This is a genomic window from Neokomagataea anthophila (assembly GCF_018122595.1).
Lineage (GTDB): Bacteria > Pseudomonadota > Alphaproteobacteria > Acetobacterales > Acetobacteraceae > Gluconobacter > Gluconobacter anthophilus.
The window spans coordinates 321,183-338,399 of sequence record NZ_JAGRQH010000002.1; the positions used below are offsets into that span (position 1 = coordinate 321,183).

The 17,217-nt window shown below is 52.0% G+C and carries 19 protein-coding genes; 10 read left to right on the forward strand and 9 right to left on the reverse strand.

The genetic code is table 11. The annotated features are described in order from the left end of the window. Both KB213_RS04355 and KB213_RS04360 read right to left on the reverse strand, forming a co-directional pair. A complete protein-coding gene (locus KB213_RS04355) occupies positions 1–795 on the reverse strand; it encodes an MlaE family ABC transporter permease (protein WP_211680789.1) in 795 nt (264 codons plus the stop codon). After that, on the reverse strand, positions 792–3,098 hold the full coding sequence (locus KB213_RS04360) for a cache domain-containing protein (protein WP_211680790.1): 2,307 nt from the start codon (positions 3,096–3,098) through the stop codon (positions 792–794). The genes KB213_RS04355 and KB213_RS04360 overlap by 4 nt, the downstream gene beginning before the upstream one ends. Before the next feature lie 152 nt (positions 3,099–3,250). Between KB213_RS04360 and ygfZ the strand changes: the two genes are divergently transcribed. Further along, on the forward strand, positions 3,251–4,102 hold the full coding sequence (ygfZ, locus tag KB213_RS04365; protein ID WP_211680791.1) for a CAF17-like 4Fe-4S cluster assembly/insertion protein YgfZ: 852 nt from the start codon (positions 3,251–3,253) through the stop codon (positions 4,100–4,102). Then, entirely contained in the window at positions 4,099–4,515 is a 417-nt protein-coding gene (hisI, locus tag KB213_RS04370; protein WP_211680792.1) for a phosphoribosyl-AMP cyclohydrolase, read from the forward strand. Before ygfZ ends, hisI begins: the two co-directional genes overlap by 4 nt. Here the strand turns inward: hisI and KB213_RS04375 are convergent, their stop codons facing one another. The 5 genes from KB213_RS04375 to KB213_RS04395 form a co-directional block, all read right to left on the reverse strand. Beyond that, positions 4,516–5,415 (reverse strand): CopD family protein, encoded by a 900-nt coding sequence (locus tag KB213_RS04375; RefSeq protein ID WP_211680793.1) that lies wholly within the window; start codon positions 5,413–5,415, stop codon positions 4,516–4,518. It lies immediately after the preceding gene. Between the two features lie 18 nt (positions 5,416–5,433). Beyond that, entirely contained in the window at positions 5,434–5,814 is a 381-nt protein-coding gene (gene copC, locus KB213_RS04380; protein WP_211680794.1) for a copper homeostasis periplasmic binding protein CopC, read from the reverse strand. A 95-nt stretch (positions 5,815–5,909) separates the two neighbouring features. Beyond that, entirely contained in the window at positions 5,910–6,683 is a 774-nt protein-coding gene (locus KB213_RS04385) for a ribonuclease T2 family protein (protein ID WP_211680795.1), read from the reverse strand. Continuing rightward, the gene (fghA, locus tag KB213_RS04390) at positions 6,680–7,537 is read right to left on the reverse strand and encodes an S-formylglutathione hydrolase (RefSeq protein ID WP_211680796.1); all 858 of its coding nucleotides are present in this window, start codon (positions 7,535–7,537) and stop codon (positions 6,680–6,682) included. Before fghA ends, KB213_RS04385 begins: the two co-directional genes overlap by 4 nt. Before the next feature lie 15 nt (positions 7,538–7,552). Continuing rightward, positions 7,553–8,668, reverse strand: a complete 1,116-nt coding sequence (locus KB213_RS04395) for an S-(hydroxymethyl)glutathione dehydrogenase/class III alcohol dehydrogenase (protein ID WP_211680797.1) — start codon at positions 8,666–8,668, stop codon at positions 7,553–7,555. Between the two features lie 106 nt (positions 8,669–8,774). Between KB213_RS04395 and KB213_RS04400 the strand changes: the two genes are divergently transcribed. The 7 genes from KB213_RS04400 to KB213_RS04430 all read left to right on the forward strand — a co-directional run bounded on the left by KB213_RS04400 (position 8,775) and on the right by KB213_RS04430 (position 15,540). Then, complete coding sequence (locus tag KB213_RS04400; protein ID WP_211680798.1) at positions 8,775–9,650, forward strand: bestrophin family protein; 876 nt, start codon at positions 8,775–8,777, stop codon at positions 9,648–9,650. Positions 9,651–9,704: 54 nt separating this feature from the next. Further along, positions 9,705–10,292, forward strand: a complete 588-nt coding sequence (locus KB213_RS04405) for a CarD family transcriptional regulator (RefSeq protein ID WP_211680799.1) — start codon at positions 9,705–9,707, stop codon at positions 10,290–10,292. A gap of 165 nt (positions 10,293–10,457) precedes the next feature. Continuing rightward, on the forward strand, positions 10,458–11,258 hold the full coding sequence (locus tag KB213_RS04410) for an SDR family NAD(P)-dependent oxidoreductase (protein ID WP_211680800.1): 801 nt from the start codon (positions 10,458–10,460) through the stop codon (positions 11,256–11,258). 4 nt (positions 11,259–11,262) lie between these two features. After that, a complete protein-coding gene (locus KB213_RS04415) occupies positions 11,263–11,628 on the forward strand; it encodes a response regulator (RefSeq protein WP_211680801.1) in 366 nt (121 codons plus the stop codon). 11 nt (positions 11,629–11,639) lie between these two features. After that, the gene (locus tag KB213_RS04420) at positions 11,640–13,250 is read left to right on the forward strand and encodes a tetratricopeptide repeat protein (RefSeq protein ID WP_211680802.1); all 1,611 of its coding nucleotides are present in this window, start codon (positions 11,640–11,642) and stop codon (positions 13,248–13,250) included. A 59-nt stretch (positions 13,251–13,309) separates the two neighbouring features. Further along, on the forward strand, positions 13,310–14,302 hold the full coding sequence (locus KB213_RS04425; protein WP_211680803.1) for a DUF6624 domain-containing protein: 993 nt from the start codon (positions 13,310–13,312) through the stop codon (positions 14,300–14,302). Between the two features lie 287 nt (positions 14,303–14,589). Next, the gene (locus KB213_RS04430; RefSeq protein WP_211680804.1) at positions 14,590–15,540 is read left to right on the forward strand and encodes a TIGR01777 family oxidoreductase; all 951 of its coding nucleotides are present in this window, start codon (positions 14,590–14,592) and stop codon (positions 15,538–15,540) included. Here KB213_RS04430 and KB213_RS04435 read toward each other — a convergent pair. Beyond that, positions 15,532–15,891 (reverse strand): thiol-disulfide oxidoreductase DCC family protein, encoded by a 360-nt coding sequence (locus tag KB213_RS04435; protein ID WP_249110216.1) that lies wholly within the window; start codon positions 15,889–15,891, stop codon positions 15,532–15,534. The genes KB213_RS04430 and KB213_RS04435 overlap by 9 nt on opposite strands. 86 nt (positions 15,892–15,977) lie before the next feature. After that, a complete protein-coding gene (locus tag KB213_RS04440) occupies positions 15,978–16,457 on the reverse strand; it encodes a YaiI/YqxD family protein (protein ID WP_211680805.1) in 480 nt (159 codons plus the stop codon). Between the two features lie 112 nt (positions 16,458–16,569). Between KB213_RS04440 and KB213_RS04445 the strand changes: the two genes are divergently transcribed. Then, positions 16,570–17,133, forward strand: a complete 564-nt coding sequence (locus tag KB213_RS04445; RefSeq protein ID WP_211680806.1) for a GNAT family N-acetyltransferase — start codon at positions 16,570–16,572, stop codon at positions 17,131–17,133. Positions 17,134–17,217: the final 84 nt, after the last annotated feature.

Consider the following 17,217-nt stretch of genomic DNA (forward strand, 5'->3'; position numbering starts at 1 on the left):
TCATCCCACCATCACGCTGAACAACACATTAATGCCCATAACGGCCAGCATCCCCCGCGCAAAGCCTCGCGGCAATAACGCGGCCAAGTCATCATCTGCCGTTGCATCCACCCCCGTCAAACACGAGGTAATCCCAATCGCGAAAGCACTTAAAATTAATCGGCCGGGAATAGACAAATAATCAACCGCATGCACCGAACTGACAACCTGATCAAAAAATGTCCAGACCGGCATACTGAGCACACCCTCCACCCGGCAGACGATGTACCCCACCAATAACGCGGCAATACTAAACACAATACCAAGCGTAAAACCGCTCACCATCATGGCTAAGCTACGCGGCAGAATAAATGCCAAAAACGGGTCAACACCCATCCCTTTCAGGACCCGCATTTCACCGCCAATCGTTAAAGTGCCCAACTCCGTCAGCGTCAACATCCCTGAACGCCCGAGCAAAATGACACCCACCAAAATCGGCGCAATTTCACGCACCAGAACGGTCGACAAAATAGACCCGGTCATTTGCGCGATCCCAGCAAAGCCAAGCCAATATACCGCTTGCGCAACAATACCAAATCCCGTCAACGCCGCCGTCACCAGCACACTCACCAGTGCGCCCTTTGTGGCTTGCTGTAACGTTTTCCAAAATTCAATACGTACCGTCCGGCGCCACGTTGACGGGATCACAGCTTCACGCAGCACTCCCCACCCCGTACCAAACGCCATAAGCGAAAAACGCGCTTGCCCACGCGTGAACCGCCCAATTGCCGCCAACATACGCCGCACACGCATCATTCCCGGCGCCCCGCCAACGTAAAGCTTTGTACAGCCCCACGCCCCGGCACAAAGAACATGCCACGCGAACGGAATAAAAATTGCTCCCTCAACACCGTATAAGCATCTTCTGACACTTGAATGGTACCCGCATCTGGCGCAGTCAGCGCCAAACGCTCTGCCGCCACAATCGCACGCCCCCAAAAATTCAATACTGAAGGCGCATTACCCAACTGAGCTACCGCCAATGGCCCCATATCCAAACCGATACGGAACACAGGGTCCATATCCGCCTGAGCCAGACGCACATAACAGGCTTCACGGATCAAAATAGCCGCATCCGCGAGGCGAATAGCCGCAACAGCATCCACCTCCTGTCGGCACCCGCCAATCAAAACAATGCGATTACTCACCACTTGTACTGAAAAGAGACCCGCATCCTGCGCAATACGCTGAATAACGGCCCCAATCTCAGAGACCAGCGCAATACTGCGCTCTACCGCTTTACGGTCCGCCGAAAAAGTTTCTGCAAACGAAATCACTGCCACCGGAACAGCTGGATAAATACCACTCGGCACAGAAGACATCTGCCCTGCAGGGGACAGTAAAAAACCTTCGTCAAAACGCGTTTGCGCCTTATGATCATCATGCAGAGGTAACGAAATACCCTGCTGCGCCTCTTCCTCCGCTGCCTGCACAAAGCGCAACCCAGTAATCGCGCCGACAACCGCGATAATATGCTCCGCTCCCTGCGCTAACCGAGCATCTTCCAACATCATGCAACCAACAATATGCCCATTCGCAATGATGGGATAAGCATGCAATGACGCCGTACCAAAAGGCCGCATAAAGAGCCTTTGGAAATTACGTGTTTTTTCATCACGTCCAGCATCATCAACCGTAAACTCATGCCCCTCCAACAGCATAGAGAAAAACTCATCATGCTCAGCACGGGAAAGCGTAAAGCCCGCCCCATGCACATCATGCTCCGCCTCAAAGGTGTCCTCTGAGATCAGCCTCTCTCCGCCGGACAGGAAGCGCCACACACTCACACGCCGCGCCAATGTTCGTTGCGCTAAAATCTCTGTCAAAGCTGGAACATCATGCTCCGCCGAAAATAAATCTGGTGTACGCGCCAAGCTCAACAATGCAGCATTTTCAGACTTCACACGATGCCGCGCTCGCTCCAACAGACCGCGTATTTGCTCAACTCGCCGCCCCTGAAAAATCACGCCAACAGCCAATAACAGCGCTAAGGCCACCACAATCAACGAAAAGCCTAAATTACGCCGCCGCGCACTTTGCGCAAAATCAGAGAAATCATTTTCCGGCGCATTAAGCAGCAAAACCCAATCGCGGTGCACCATCGGCAACGCCGATGCAATCGTGACGTAATTCTTATTCCGGGCATGTACCAATCCGGCCCCTGAGCCATTGACCCGATACACATTCAAAGCCCGCGTAAAAACGGGCTGCGTCACAGGGTCCAAAAGAAGGTGCGATGGATCAAACCCGTCCTTCTGCGACAAAGCTGCAACGTTATGTCCGGCAATGACATGTCCCTGCAGGTCCACAATCACAGCCTGCCCGCTCTTACCAACCTGCAAGGAATTCAAAAATTCCGTCAGACGATTCAAAGAGATATTAATTGCGAACACATTCCGGTGCCCGTCACTCGTCGTAAACGGGATAGACGCCGTGATAATAAACTGATGCGTTGCCAAGTAAGCGTAAGGGTCCGTCCAATACAATTGATGGTCGGCCTTAGCCATTGCTCCCGCGAACCATGGCCTCTGCCGAAACGTCCCTTGATCTCCTGGGTCTGCGCCTGTCCCTAACCAGTTCCCAGCTTGATCAACATAAGTATGGCGATAAACACTCTGCCCATTTTCAACCTGCAGATGCGTCTGATCATAAGCACCCTTATGGCGAATGACCATCCAAAACTCGCCTTTATCATTCGCCAGATAAAAACTATCCACCTGCGGCAAATGCGCCAACATCGAACGGCCATACAGCATAAATGTGTCGGGCGAACTCGCATCAACCGGAATATCAAACATATCTGGCGCAATACTGGCACTATCTGACGCCGGGGCAAGGTAATGCTCCACTTCTTCCGTCACATAACGCTGCTGACTGCGCAATAAATCACGAGAGAGCGAAATCACACCACCGCGCATAGTCTGGTAGTTGTGCAAACTAATCGCGACGATACCGCCAATGACCAAAATAACGCCTAAAACTGGCCCAACAAATTGCAGAATCCGCTTGCGGTTCCTTGCCGGGTTACTCGTCGGGTCAATAATTTCGGACGCTGGCATGTCAAGAATCGCTCTACTTAACGCTTAAGGGCAATAACGCACCCTATCACAGATAATCGCTGTACTATTCCCCGCCGATGAACAGCACGCAAGCACCCCTCACCGCTTCATGACTTGCCGGACGCAGAAGCGATCCGCTACGTCTTATTCTTATGACAGGCTTTCTCTCAGACCGCGCCGTCCTCGCCTTCGAAGGACAAGACCGCATCACCTTCCTGCAAGGCTTGGTGAGCAACGATGTGACCCTCGTCTCACAAGGTCATGCGCTATGGAGCGCCGTCCTCACACCACAGGGACGCTGGCTTAGTGAATTCTTCTTATATGAAGACACCACACAAGAAACCCCACGCCTGCTCATGGACTGCCCGGCTGAGCATGCCGAAACTTTAACAAAGCGCCTCTCCCGGTTCCGCCTTCGCGCTGATGTTCGTATCCTAACAACAGATTTCCGTGTCATCACAGGCCCAGACGGGACCTCCCCACCACCACACAGCATCTCGTCCCCAGACCCAAGGACAGAGCAAGCGGGATGGCGCGCACTGATCACTCCAGACTGTGACATAATGGGCGAAACACCGCAGGCCTATCTCATCCGTCGCCTCTCACTCGGCCTCCCCGACTGGACCGATTTTGAAGCCGAAAAAACATTAGCACTTGAAGCGAATATGGACGTGCTCCACGGCGTTTCGTTCTCCAAAGGCTGCTATATGGGGCAAGAGCTCACCGCCCGTACCCATTACCGCGCTGTACTCAAGCGCCGCATCCTACCTATCACCGGCCCCAGCACAGCCTTTTCCACCCCAGGCCCTATCCTGCTCAACGGAAAAGATGTTGGCGAATTACGCTCCCATCACGCAACCACGGCCCTCGCCCTGCTCCGCCGTGAAGCATGGTCCAGCGACGCCCTTACCCTCAATGGCGAAACGGTACAGGTTGTCTGGCCCAATTGGTTCCCCGCAGAATTACGTCCCCAATCCACACAAGAAGAAACTCCATCACCATGAGCTACACCCCCCCGCCAATCGAACGCATCAACACTATCTGTGACGCCATACAGTACGATAAAGACGGCCTCATCGCGGCCATTGCCCAAGCCCCTGATGGAGAAATCCTGATGCTGGCATGGATGAACAAAGACGCCGTAACCGAAACATTATTAACCGGCCAAGTCTGCTATTGGTCCCGCAGCCGCCAAAAACTCTGGCGCAAAGGAGAAACCTCCGGTCAACGCCAACGCCTGCTCGAAGCCCGCCTAGACTGCGATCAAGACGCTCTTCTCGTTATTGTTGAGCAAACAGGCGTGGCTTGCCACACAGGACGACGGAGTTGCTTTTATCACGGTGTCACACCAACTGGCCTACAAGACACCAGCGCCCCTGAGATTTCACCCGATATTCTCTATCAAACAAAATCCTAATCACATATCCGGCGTGGGGCTTTGCACCCCCACAACCGCTACCAGCGCCATAATCACCAGATAGAACACATATTCAGACAACACACTGATACGCAGACGCCTCACAGCCACTTCCGTTGCTCTGCCATCATCTAGCCCCCTTCCCAAGCGGGGAGTAAGCACAAAATGATTCAAAGAGGCAAAGAGCAACATCATGCTAAAAGCAATTAATTTCATATAAATGAGAATAACGTAAAAATCAGGATGGAGATAATCTGCAATATCCCCACCAACCATAAAGTATGTGTTCGCAGCCCCGGTAAGCAACATCAAGACAACAATCACATAACCAATAATCGAAAACTTTTTTAAAATCCGTTCGGAAACGACTGCTTCTTTATTACCAAAAATCAACCAACAAAAAGCAAAAAGAGATCCACCCCACGCTGCTGCCGTTAATATATGGATCGCGTCCACAACCAACAACATCCACCCAATACTCACCTCATAAGATGCCGCATGCCCTAACCACACCATTGTGATGAGCGAAATTCCAGACAGACAGGCACCTGCGAACCAGTTCGCTTTTGACGAAGGCTTACGCAAAGAGAGAAAAAGAACGGCGCCTAGCGCCACAAAACGCAAAGTAAACAAGACATCGTAACCACCTTGCTGCAAAAGGAAAAATATTGCTTCCAGAGAAATATCTGACAAAGCAATATCTTCCATCGTTACGGTCAACATAACAATTTGCAACACTGAGAAAATCAATGCTGCCGCACAAAAAAATGAAAAGATATATTTGATAGAAAGGAAGTGTTTACTGTCCTTAACATCATCAAAATAGGTGGATAGAAAAAATGAACCTCCAAAGCACATCGTCAGCGCTGTATAGAGGCCAAAACGTATAAAATAGTCCATCCACCCACTCATATCAGATTACTGAACCGTAAACAGATAGTCACCTTTAACGCGGTGGGTATCTGTCGAAACAGCACGATACTCCACAACATACTTACCCGCACTCAATGCTTCCGCCGGAACCGCCACCAAGGACTTACCATCAGCAGAAACACTGCTCTTCACCGGAACGTCTTGCGGCGTCGGCATATCCATACCCGGCATAGATACCATTTTCAGCGTCACACGTGAAAAGGCAGGAGCCAATTTTTCAGAAAAATTGAGCGTAATGTTCGCTGGCGCTGCTCCGCTGGCATTAATCGCCGGCGTTTCCGAAAGCAGTTTTGCGTGAGCTTGCACAGCAGGTGCTGTCGCCAATGTCAAAACTGTGGCCCCAATTAAAGCAATTTTTTTCAACATCGTTTTCTACTCTTTCCAACAACAACTTCCCCTCTGCACAAAGGGAATAGGTCAAAATTGTACCAACTAAAGCCGAATGTGTTTTTTAATTTTCGTTAACGCACAGCTTCCGGCACCATAGACCAACTCGGCACGATAAAACTGGCAGGGCACGAATTTTGGTCAAAAGGTGATGACATAAAAGCCCCCGCCTGCGGGAAAGAATCCAGCTTTTGTGGATCCAATGTCATCCATATCTGACTCAATACGGCAGCGCCATCCGCCCGCTTACTGCACTGAAACTGCAAACCACGCTCGGCCGTCACACCAGAAAGATGCTGAATCTGCGCCAAAACATCATCTCTCTGCACTTTTGAGCCCGCCAAAGACGTCAAATAACGCCCAGCGGCAGACGCCTCAAAACGCGTACGTAGCGACATCGCCGTCACAAAAAAATCATCCGCTGGATAACCAAAACACTGCACATGCTTCGTATATTCATGCACGACTAACGGGTGCTCAAAATGCGGCATAACAGCCGCCAAATCGGCTGCCGTTTCAGGACGAAGCGTCAACGCACCATCGGCCTCACCCAGTAATGCACAGCCCTGCATCCACCATTTCTGAACAGGAATACCCTGCGCCTCTAAAGAGGACGGCTCAGATGCCCACAAACCATGCAGACCAATCAACGGCGTACGCGGTTGATCCGCAAGGCAATTATGCCCCGGCTTGTCTGGCAAGCAAAAACCCGGCTGCCATGTCAGCGCTAAAGTATCATGCCGAAAATCACCATGTTCATGGGGCGTCAAAGATGCCTCTTTCGGCACTGTATTTTGTCCAACACACCCCGCCAGAAACAGCAGAGCTGCATAAACGAACCATTTCATCCTAAAAGTCCCCGCGCATGATGCGCCATATGATCTTCAATCATGCTTTGTATGAACCAATAGGAATGGTCATACGCATCATGCTTCCGAAGCACCAAACTCTGACCCGCACGCTTCGCCGCGCACTCCAAAGCATCTGGATTTAAGATATCCAAGAACTCATCTTGCAAACCCTGATCAACCAAAACCGTACCCGGGTGGCACTGCCCTGCATCAAGCAAAGCGCATGGATCATAAGCGCGCCATTGTGCACGATCTTCACCCAAATACGCCGTAAAAGCCCGCTCACCCCACGGTATCACGCTCGGCTGCGCAATCGGCGCAAAAGCAGAAACGGTTTTCCAACGCTCAGGGAATGTTAGCGCCTGAACCAGCGCGCCCATCCCCCCCATAGAATGCCCCATAATCCCACGGCGCTCACCATCAAAGTGAAAGAGTGCCTCCGTCACAGCAGGAAGCTCTTCCCCCACATAAGCCGCCATCTGGTAGTGTCGCCGCCACGGTTCCTGCGTAGCATTCAGATAAAAGCCAGCCCCCGTCCCCAGATCATAACGCTCATCCTCTTCAGGCACATTCGCACCACGCGGTGACGTATCTGGCGCGACCAAAGCAACACCATGCTGCGCGGCAAAACGCACAGCATTCGCTTTGATCAAAAACGTCTCATGATTACAGGTTAACCCAGCCAACACGTGCACCACAGGCACACGCTGCCCCTCCAAAGCTTCTTTCGGCAAAAACACCGAAAACTGCGCAGGCAAGCCCAGTGCAGAAGACGCATGGCTTAAAAGCCGAACGGACCCACCGCAGCAACTCTGCTGCTTTAATGTCTCAACCGTTGAGGTTGCGGTCATAACAGCCTCCGCCAATCAGAATTCAACAACGGTACGAATGCTTTCGCCCCGTGCCATCATGTCGAAGCCTTCATTAATCCGCTCAATCGGCAGCTTATGCGTGATCAGACTATCAATATTAATGCGGCCATCCATGTACCAATCCACAATCTTCGGCACATCCGTACGCCCACGTGCGCCACCAAAAGCTGAACCAATCCAACGACGGCCCGTCACCAACTGGAAAGGACGCGTGCTAATCTCTTGACCGGCCCCAGCCACACCAATGACGCAGGATACACCCCAGCCACGATGCGCACATTCCAGCGCCTGACGCATCAGCGTCACGTTCCCAACGCATTCAAAGGTGTAATCCGCACCACCACCGGTCAACTCAATAATATGCCCAACAAGATCGCCATTTGGCCCAAGATCTTTCGGATTTACAAAATCGGTCATGCCGAATTGACGGGCAATCGCCGCACGCTCTGGGTTCAAATCCACCCCGATGATCCGGCCTGCACCAACCATCTTCGCGCCTTGAATAACATTCAGACCAATGCCACCCAAGCCGAACACAACCACCGTCGCGCCCGCCTCAACCTGCGCTGTAAACAAAACAGCACCAATACCCGTGGTAACACCGCACCCAATATAGCAGACCTTATCGAACGGCGCGTCTGGACGGATCTTCGCCAAAGCGATTTCCGGCAGAACCGTATAATTCGCGAAGGTCGAACACCCCATGTAATGCAACACAGGCTGACCGCGGTAAGAAAAACGTGATGTCCCGTCCGGCATCAGCCCCTTACCCTGCGTCGCCCGGATAGATGTGCAAAGATTAGTCTTTTGTGACAAGCAAGACTTACATTCCCGGCACTCCGGCGTGTAGAGCGGGATCACATGATCACCCGGCTTCAGATGCTTCACACCGGCCCCAACCTCACGCACAATTCCCGCACCTTCATGGCCCAAAATGGCAGGGAACAGCCCTTCTGGGTCCTGACCAGAAAGCGTGTACTTATCCGTATGGCACAGCCCCGTCGCTTTAATTTCGACAAGGACCTCACCATCACGCGGGCCTTCCAACTGCACGGTATCAACCTCAAGCGGTTGTCCAGCTTTCAGGGCGATTGCTGCCGTTACGTCCATAATCCTGTCACCTTTTCATACAGGCCAACAAAACTTTGCTGTTAGCCAAACCTTCAATTCTTCCGATAACATACACACCATAATGCCACCCTTGAGGAGGGGTCTTATGATTGTTCAGCGTCGCTACGGCTTGATCCAACTTTTCAAAGAAACCTTACCACCCCTCATTATCCTCGCCTTATGGGATCTGGTGGTCGTCATCCTTTTCCAAGTGTACCATCAAGATTGGATGGAACAACCAACCCTTCCCATCTCACTCATGGGGTCAGCACTCGCGCTCTTTTTAGGTATTCGCAATAACGCCGCTTACGCCCGCTGGTGGGAAGGCCGCACCCTTTGGGGCGCCATCACCAATAACTGCCGCTCTTTCGGCCGTGAAGCCGCCTCACTCCTCGGTGGTCGCCCTGACCTTGCCCGCGCCATGGCTGCATACCCACACGTCTTACGTGCAGCCCTTAGAGGTGAAGCAACAGGCGAAGACGTGGCTCGCCTCCTACCCGATAGCATGAAAGCCCCCGTCTTTTCCTGCACAAATGCTCCGAATGCCCTTTTATATCACATTGGTCTTGGCGTTCGGGACGAAGTCGTAAAGCATAATATTGATGGCGCTGTGCATGGTACCGTTGATCGCATCCTGTCCGATATTGCCAACGCACAAGGCGGATTAGAGCGTATCCGCAACACACCACTACCTGTGCAATATTCTCTCTTACCAGAAATCGCCACGCATCTCTTTTGCATCGTCCTGCCACTTTCCGCTGTGCAAACCCTCGGCTGGATCACGCCTTTAGGCTCCAGCATTATAGGCGTTTTGTTCCAGATGCTGGATCGTAGCGGCCGTGACCTACAAGAACCGTTCAACGCGTCCGTTCATGCACTACCCATGGCCACAATGGCCCGCACTATTGAACGTGACCTCCTTCAACCCATTGGAGAACAACCCGGCGCAGCCTTCACGGTCCAACGTGGCGTCCAGCCATAATGCCTCACCGAAAAACCGGGACAAAAGGTGGATTTTCTGCTATAGGCTTACCTTATGAATACGTTCAAGACCCCCCAAAAGGGCGGCATGACCGACGAAATGGCACGTGCCGCTGCCGAGAACACCGCTCGCCAGTCCGACCCGGAACAGGTTTCTGACCCGTTTCAGGAAGGTGACTCCATCGTTTACGCTGCCCATGGTGTAGGACGTGTCGATAAGATCGGCACGGTCGAAGTTGCGGATACCGCAATTGAGATGATCCAGATCTCCTTCCCCGGCAACCAAATGACGTTGCGTATCCCGCTGGCAAAAGCACGCAAAGCAGGCCTGCGTAAAATCGTCACGCGGGACATTGTTGAAAAAGCAATGACGGTCATCAAGGGTAAGCCGCATGTCAGCAAAGGCATGTGGGCCCGCCGCGCCGTCGCGTACCAAGAGAAGATCAACTCTGGTGATCTGATCCAGATTGCTGAAGTGCTGCGTGACCTGCGCCGCAATGTTGATAGCCTTGACGGCAGCTTCTCCGAGCGCAAATTGTTCGAAGCAGCCCAAGAGCGTTTTGTCGCAGAAGTCGCGGTTCTTGAGAATAAAGACCCCGCCGCTGTGCTGGACGACCTCAACAAAACCATGAAGGCAGCCTGATTTCTTTCACCTCTTAGGCGTAAAAATGGACTAAGCCGGTTGAAATTATACGGCAGTACGGTTTTCATAGCATCCTGTTCGCAGATGTTGCGTTGACCGTACGAGCCGTCACGGTTTCGCTCCGTTTTGGACATCAACCACGCTGAAGGATGAGGTGAGTAAACCATGCCCGCCCCTTACAAAGATCGTTTCGCCGGCAAGAAAGTTCTTGTCACAGGTGCATCTCAGGGTATCGGTGAAGCAACTGCCCTACGCTTCGCTGAAGAAGGCGCTCAGGTTGCCCTGAACGGCCGCAAAGAAGACAAGCTCATTGCTGTCCGCGATAAGCTGCCAAAGGCATCCGTCGGTGACCACGCTATCGCAACAGGCGATATCTCTAAAGAAGCAGACGTAAAACGCCTGATGCAAAGCAGCATCGAAAGCATGGGCGGCCTTGACGTTCTGGTCTGTAACGCTGGTTACCAAATCGCGTCTCCATCAGAAGACATCAAGCTGGAAGACTTTGAGGGCGTTATGGCCGTCAACGTCACCGGTGTCATGCTGCCATGCCGCGAAGCCATTAAGTACTGGCTCGAAAACGGCATTCACGGCGTGATCATCGTGAACTCTTCCGTTCACCAAATCATTCCAAAGCCACACTACCTCGGCTACTCAGCATCCAAGGGTGCTGTGGACAACATCGTCCGCACACTGGCTCTCGAATACGCAAGCCGCGGCATCCGCGTAAACGCCGTTGCTCCTGGCGCGATCGTCACCCCGATCAACATGTCCTGGATCAACGACCCAGAGCAATACAAGAACGTTTCATCACATATCCCGATGAAGCGCCCGGGTGAAAGCCGCGAAATCGCGGATGCCATCACCTTCTTGGCCGCTGAAGACAGCACCTACATTACGGGCCAAACACTCTTTGTTGATGGCGGCCTGACACTGTTCGGTGACTTCGAAAAAAACTGGTCTTCGTAAAATTATGATGTCTTCTCGTACGGCACTTGTCGTCGAGGACGACTTCATTATTCGGCTCTGTTTAACAGAGTACCTTGAGGGCGAAGACTTCATCATCACTGAAGCCTCCGGCCTTGAAGAAGTGGAGGCCATCTTAAAAGATGGCCCCATTTTCGAGATCCTTATTACAGATTACTACCTAGCCGACGGCACTGGTGCGGACATCGTAAAAACAGCACGAAACCAACATCCATTGCTTCCCGTTGTGTACATAAGTGGCCATAATGCCGTACCAGATACTTCTTCACCACTTGCGAAACACATCACCAAACCTTACGCTTTAGAGGATGTACTCAACGCTATAAACGCGTTAACACACCCATCTTCCTAAGCGGTGCTTGCATGACAGACCATAATTCATCAACGTCTACTGCATCGCACCCGAATAATAATGTACTTATCACTCAGTGCCACGACGCACTTGCAGCCAAAAACTCTGAACAAGCACTGATATTGCTCGGCTCTATACCCGCCACAGCCGAAACATACGCCCTAAAAGGGCATGCTCTTTTTCTCTCAGGCCAATATAGCCCGGCAGCAACAGCCTTCATTCATGCAAGCCCTACCATCGGGCCTCACGCCATCGCACAATTCTTACCACAGGCCATTGCCCAGCGCCTTCGCCCCGAATTGCTCCACCTGCTTGATGCCGCAATAGCGCTAACTCCTGAAGACATCCGCCTACTTGAAGCCAAAGCCACCGTTCTTATGGAACTGAACCGCCTGACCGAGGCGGAACACCTGCTCAAAGAAAGCCTAAACCGTCGGCCGAATAACGATAATACCCTCAATGCCTTGGCCATGGTGTATTCCGAAGCTGGCCGCTTTGATGAATCTCTCGCCATTCTCAAAACACTGCATAAGCGCGCGCCCGACCAATGGACCCCGCTCTGCAACCTCGCCTGCACCTTAACGAATATCGGCCGACTAGATGAAGCCGCCAATATTTACCGACGCGCTATTGCCCTCGCACCAAACGAACCAGCCTTACGGCTGAACCACTCCATCACCATGCTAAAAGCCGGACGCATGGCCCAAGGCTGGGCAGAGCATGAATGGCGCTTTGGCCTTCCCGGTCACACCAGCCTGCCTCAAAATCGCTTACTACCCAGCATTACACCAACGCTCGACCTAAGCGGAAAACGCATCCTCATCACACAAGAAGAAGGCTTGGGAGATACACTGATGTATCTCCGTTATATTCCGCCTCTCATCCGCACTGGCGCACGCGTCCATATCTGGGGCACACGCACATTAGCCCCATTGTGCGAACGCATTGAAGGCGTAGACACTGTGCAAGTCGGCGGTGATACCCCCGAATACGATTATCACTGCCCCTTTATTAGCCTACCCCGCGCCTTTTCAGCCACACGAGACGTCATGGGTGCCCCCGTGCCGTACCTCACCACACACACCGACAAATCCGCCCAGTGGCAAAAGATTCTACAGCACGACACCAAACTCAAAGTTGGCCTTGTCTGGGGTGGTGGCGTACGCAGTGAAAACTCCATCGCCTACATGCTGGACCGGAAACGCTCCATGCCACTCAAAGCTCTCAGTCCCCTTGCTGCGTTGCAGGGCATCTCGTTCTATTCCCTGCAAAAAGACGAACCCGCCTACCAACTCCCTGACTTCCCCGGACACATTACCAATTATATGCCTCAATGCTTTGACATGGATGACACAGCAGCCCTCGTCTCCGCATTGGATATTGTCGTGTCGGTCGATACATCCATGGTTCATCTGGCTGGCGCTTTAGGCAAACCCGTCATTATGATGGACCGCACCACAAATTGCTGGCGCTGGCTGCAAGACCGTGAAGACAGCCCGTGGTACCCCAATATGCGCATTGTCCGGCAAACCACATTTCAAGAATGGGGCGATGTTGTCGAGCGTGTCGCTCAATTACTCACCCGCGCTGTTCATGAAGGCGCTACCAGCATTACACTATAATGTTCTGATAAAATGTACTTATAATTTCACATTCAAAATATATCGAAAAAGATTCGATCATGCCAAAATATAAAGCGCTTCTTTTATCCTCTCTCACCATTTTCCTCTGCGCGGCCTCCCCGCCGCCAAGTATTACGCCCTTCATTAAAAATGGCACATTGGATACGAGCGATTACAGCTTCGCCCGCGGTGCTTTCCCCGGAGCCACGCCTGAGCAAATAAAGAATTGGAGCAGCATCACAGACTACCTCAAACAATGCTCACAAGAGGCAACCTATACTGAAGAAACTGCCCTTAAAAAGATTGGAATTTCCACCCACCTCAAAAAAGAAACCTACCAAGACCATATTTGCAGCCAAGTGGACTATGCACGCTATAATATCAAAGATTTTAAAACATGGGAGCAGTTTCAAACAGCCTATCAGCGCAGCCTTCCTTATTTCCAAGCCTATAAAATGGCCATTGATGCCGCTGTTAACGCCACCAACATTCTCCATCGATCCGACGATATCATCGACCAAACCGCCCGCCGCGTCATCCCAGATCAAGTATGGCGCGCCCCAATGCTTAACGATTTTCAAGAACTCTCTGGCGTCGACCCTGACATCAGAAAAGCCCTCATGGGCCGAGTCTTTCTAACACTCAATACTGTTGACCGGGACAATACGCGCTGGGCACGACACGTTCTCGAAACAAAAGGCTGGAGCGGCATTCTCAAGGAAGGCCCGCATACCGCTAATACATTATGGTTATTTATCCAACACGCCGATGATGACCCCGCCCTTCAAGTCATGACATTGCGGCAAATCGAACCGTTAGCCAAAGCCGGAAAATCATCCAAACCCGACTACGCTCTGATGTATGACCGCGTCATGCTCGCCACAACAGGAGAGCAACATTACGGCTCTCAACTCTCCTGCCAAAACCACCATTACGCCCCAAGCTCACTCGATGCCGGCGCACAAAATCCCAAAACACTCGACGCACGTCGCGCAGAAATGGACCTACCGTCCGAGGCAAAATATATCACCTACCTACCGCCACATTGCTGAACGCCTCACACAACGCATACGCACAGCCATAATCTGGGCGTATGCATCACTATACTATAAACTCCCTAATACATTCGGATTTTATAGATATCTCTACAGAAATAACTCCCTACAATATGAAATAAAAATCACTTTTTCAAATAATGAAAAATATTTTTCTCGAACGCTTTAGGCATTCTCACCCGCGCGCATATAAAAAAATGCTCTAATATTTTCGCATATGACGGAACCTCAAGAGAGCCCCACCCTTTTATAAAAACACCCGCCCCGTCTCCGGAGAGCACCCTATGCATATTCTTATCACAGGCGGCACAGGGCTCATTGGCCGCTCACTCAGCGCATACTGGCTTGAGAAAGGCCATAACATTACCATTCTCAGCCGCACCCCAGAGCGTGTGGCGCAATTATGCCCCGGCGCACACGGCACATCAGACCTTAAAACTCTCCACAACTCTACCCCCGGGTTTGACGCCGTCGTTAATCTCGCCGGGGCCCCTATCGCAGACCGACCCTGGACACAAAAACGGCGCGCCATTTTATGGCAAAGCCGCATCAGCCTCACACAAAAACTCGTTGCGTTCCTCAAGCACCAACAGCACAAACCTGCACTTTTTTTATCCTCATCCGCCGTTGGCTGGTATGGTAACCAGCACGACACCCTCATCACAGAAGATAGCCCCGCACAGAATACCGATTTCGGTAGCGCTCTTTGCAGCGCGTGGGAAAATGCTGCTCTACAAGCACAAGAATACGGAGCCCGCGTCGTAACAGTAAGGACAGCCCCCGTTCTCACCGCCCATGGTGGCATGTTACGGCGCATGGTGCCGCCATTCCGCTTCGGGCTTGGTGGATGTATCGGAAATGGCCTTCAGTGGATGCCTTGGGTACATCTGCACGATATTATTCGGATCTATGACACTCTTTTAAACAGTGATAGCTGCCGCGGCCCCTATAATGCCACCGCGCCACAAACCATTCGCAATCAAGACTTCACTCAAGCCTTAGCGCACGCATTACACCGCCCAGCTAAAATCAATATCCCAGCGATGGCCCTAAAACTTACCCTTGGCGAAATGTCGAGCATGCTGCTCAATAGCCAACAAATTCGTCCAAAGCGCCTCGAAGAACTAGGCTATCACTGGGCGTTTCCAGAGATCAGCCCTGCACTCCAAGACTGCCTTTCAGCGCATCACAGCAATGCCTTGACCGCTACAAACCACAGAGACACATCATCCTAAACGCAACATTTTCTGTAAATACGGACGTATCGTTAAAAAACGCCCATACCCCCACTCCAACACCCACAACACAATACGGTTTTGCGCCAGAAGTCCCAGCCAGCGTAATAACGGTATTTCCCGCCACATCGCTGCGAATGCCGCTGCACCAGAATACAGCACGTCCCCCTTTTGTGCATGTAGCCGTTGCAGCATAAGCGCGCGCTCTACAGGGCAAGCACCTGACGCCCCCATCAGGTCAACAAAATCAATGCGCTTGCCCCGGTCTAACCGGCGCATCAAGGCAATCTCGCGCAGACATAAAGGGCAGCCGCCATCATACCAAAGAACTAACCGCTCCATGTGCTGCATACCACATCACTCCTAGCCTCACGCCTGCAAACAAACCTCTCCGTAACCCATCACGCTTACAAACTGTCTGCTCTCCCCTGCAACCCTCACTCAAAAGAGGGCATAACAGGCGTAATTTTTGGCTTACGTGCCTTCACCACGAGCGTGTCTAACGCAGAGAGAAAGCGTGAACGATCTGCCTTGCCAAAACTACTCGCCCCTGGGGTTATCATCCCAGCAGAGCGCAGATCCGTCATGAGATTACGCATCGCTAAAGCCATACCAATCGCATCACTGTCCAAAATCCGCCCCTTAGGCTCAAGCACATAAGCCCCTTTTTCAACACACCGGGCGGCTAAAGGGATATCAGCCGTAATCACAATATCGTGGCTCTCAGCACGTTCTGCGATCCAGTCATCTGCCACATCCGGCCCAGCCTCCACCACAATCCGCTCAATCAAGGGCGACGAAGGCAAGGCAATCATTCTATTTGCCACGACGAAAACATGCACATTGTAGCGCCCCGCCACACGGTACACTTCATCTTTGACGGGGCAGGCATCGGAATCAATAAAAATGCGAGTCATTCCCCTAAAATGACGCAGTAACGCCCGCAGCGCAAATCCAACGCGTACACCATTGAGCTTGACACGCACTCATAATTCACCATCGATTATAAGTATCCATAAGCTCAAGGTCATGATGATGGGTACTCACCACGAATACACTACCCGATGGGCAACACCCAACGACCTACCAGCGCTCCAAACCTTAATACAACGATCCATAGATACGTTGCAGGCTGGCTTTCTGACTCCAGAACAAATCGCGGCAAGCCACACATTCATGGGGCTCGATACACAATTAGTTCAAGACGGCACATATCTTATTGCAGAGCATAACGGCACCATTGCGGGGTGTGGCGGATGGAGCAAACGCCTGACACTGTATGGCGGGGACCATAGTTCAGACTTACGTAACCCCGCACTGCTCGACCCACAGCGTGACCCTGGAAAAATTAGGGCCATGTACACTGACCCTGCCTTCATACGTCAGGGTGTAGGCCAGTTAATTCTAAAGTGCTGTGAAGACGCCGCCTGGAAGCATGGTTTCACCAGTGTTGAGTTAATGGCCACCCTCAGCGGCGAACGCCTTTACACGGCATCAGGCTACGTAGCCGTTGAAACGGTTGAAGCTGACGTCAATGGGGTAACGGTTCCATTGATCCGCATGCGGAAAGAACTCTTCGCTCTTTCCGTCTAACGCCGCCTTACGGTACATGGCCTGCGCACGGAGATGCATAAGAATAATTATTCACTCCGCAGCAGGTCACACCTGACCTCCCCG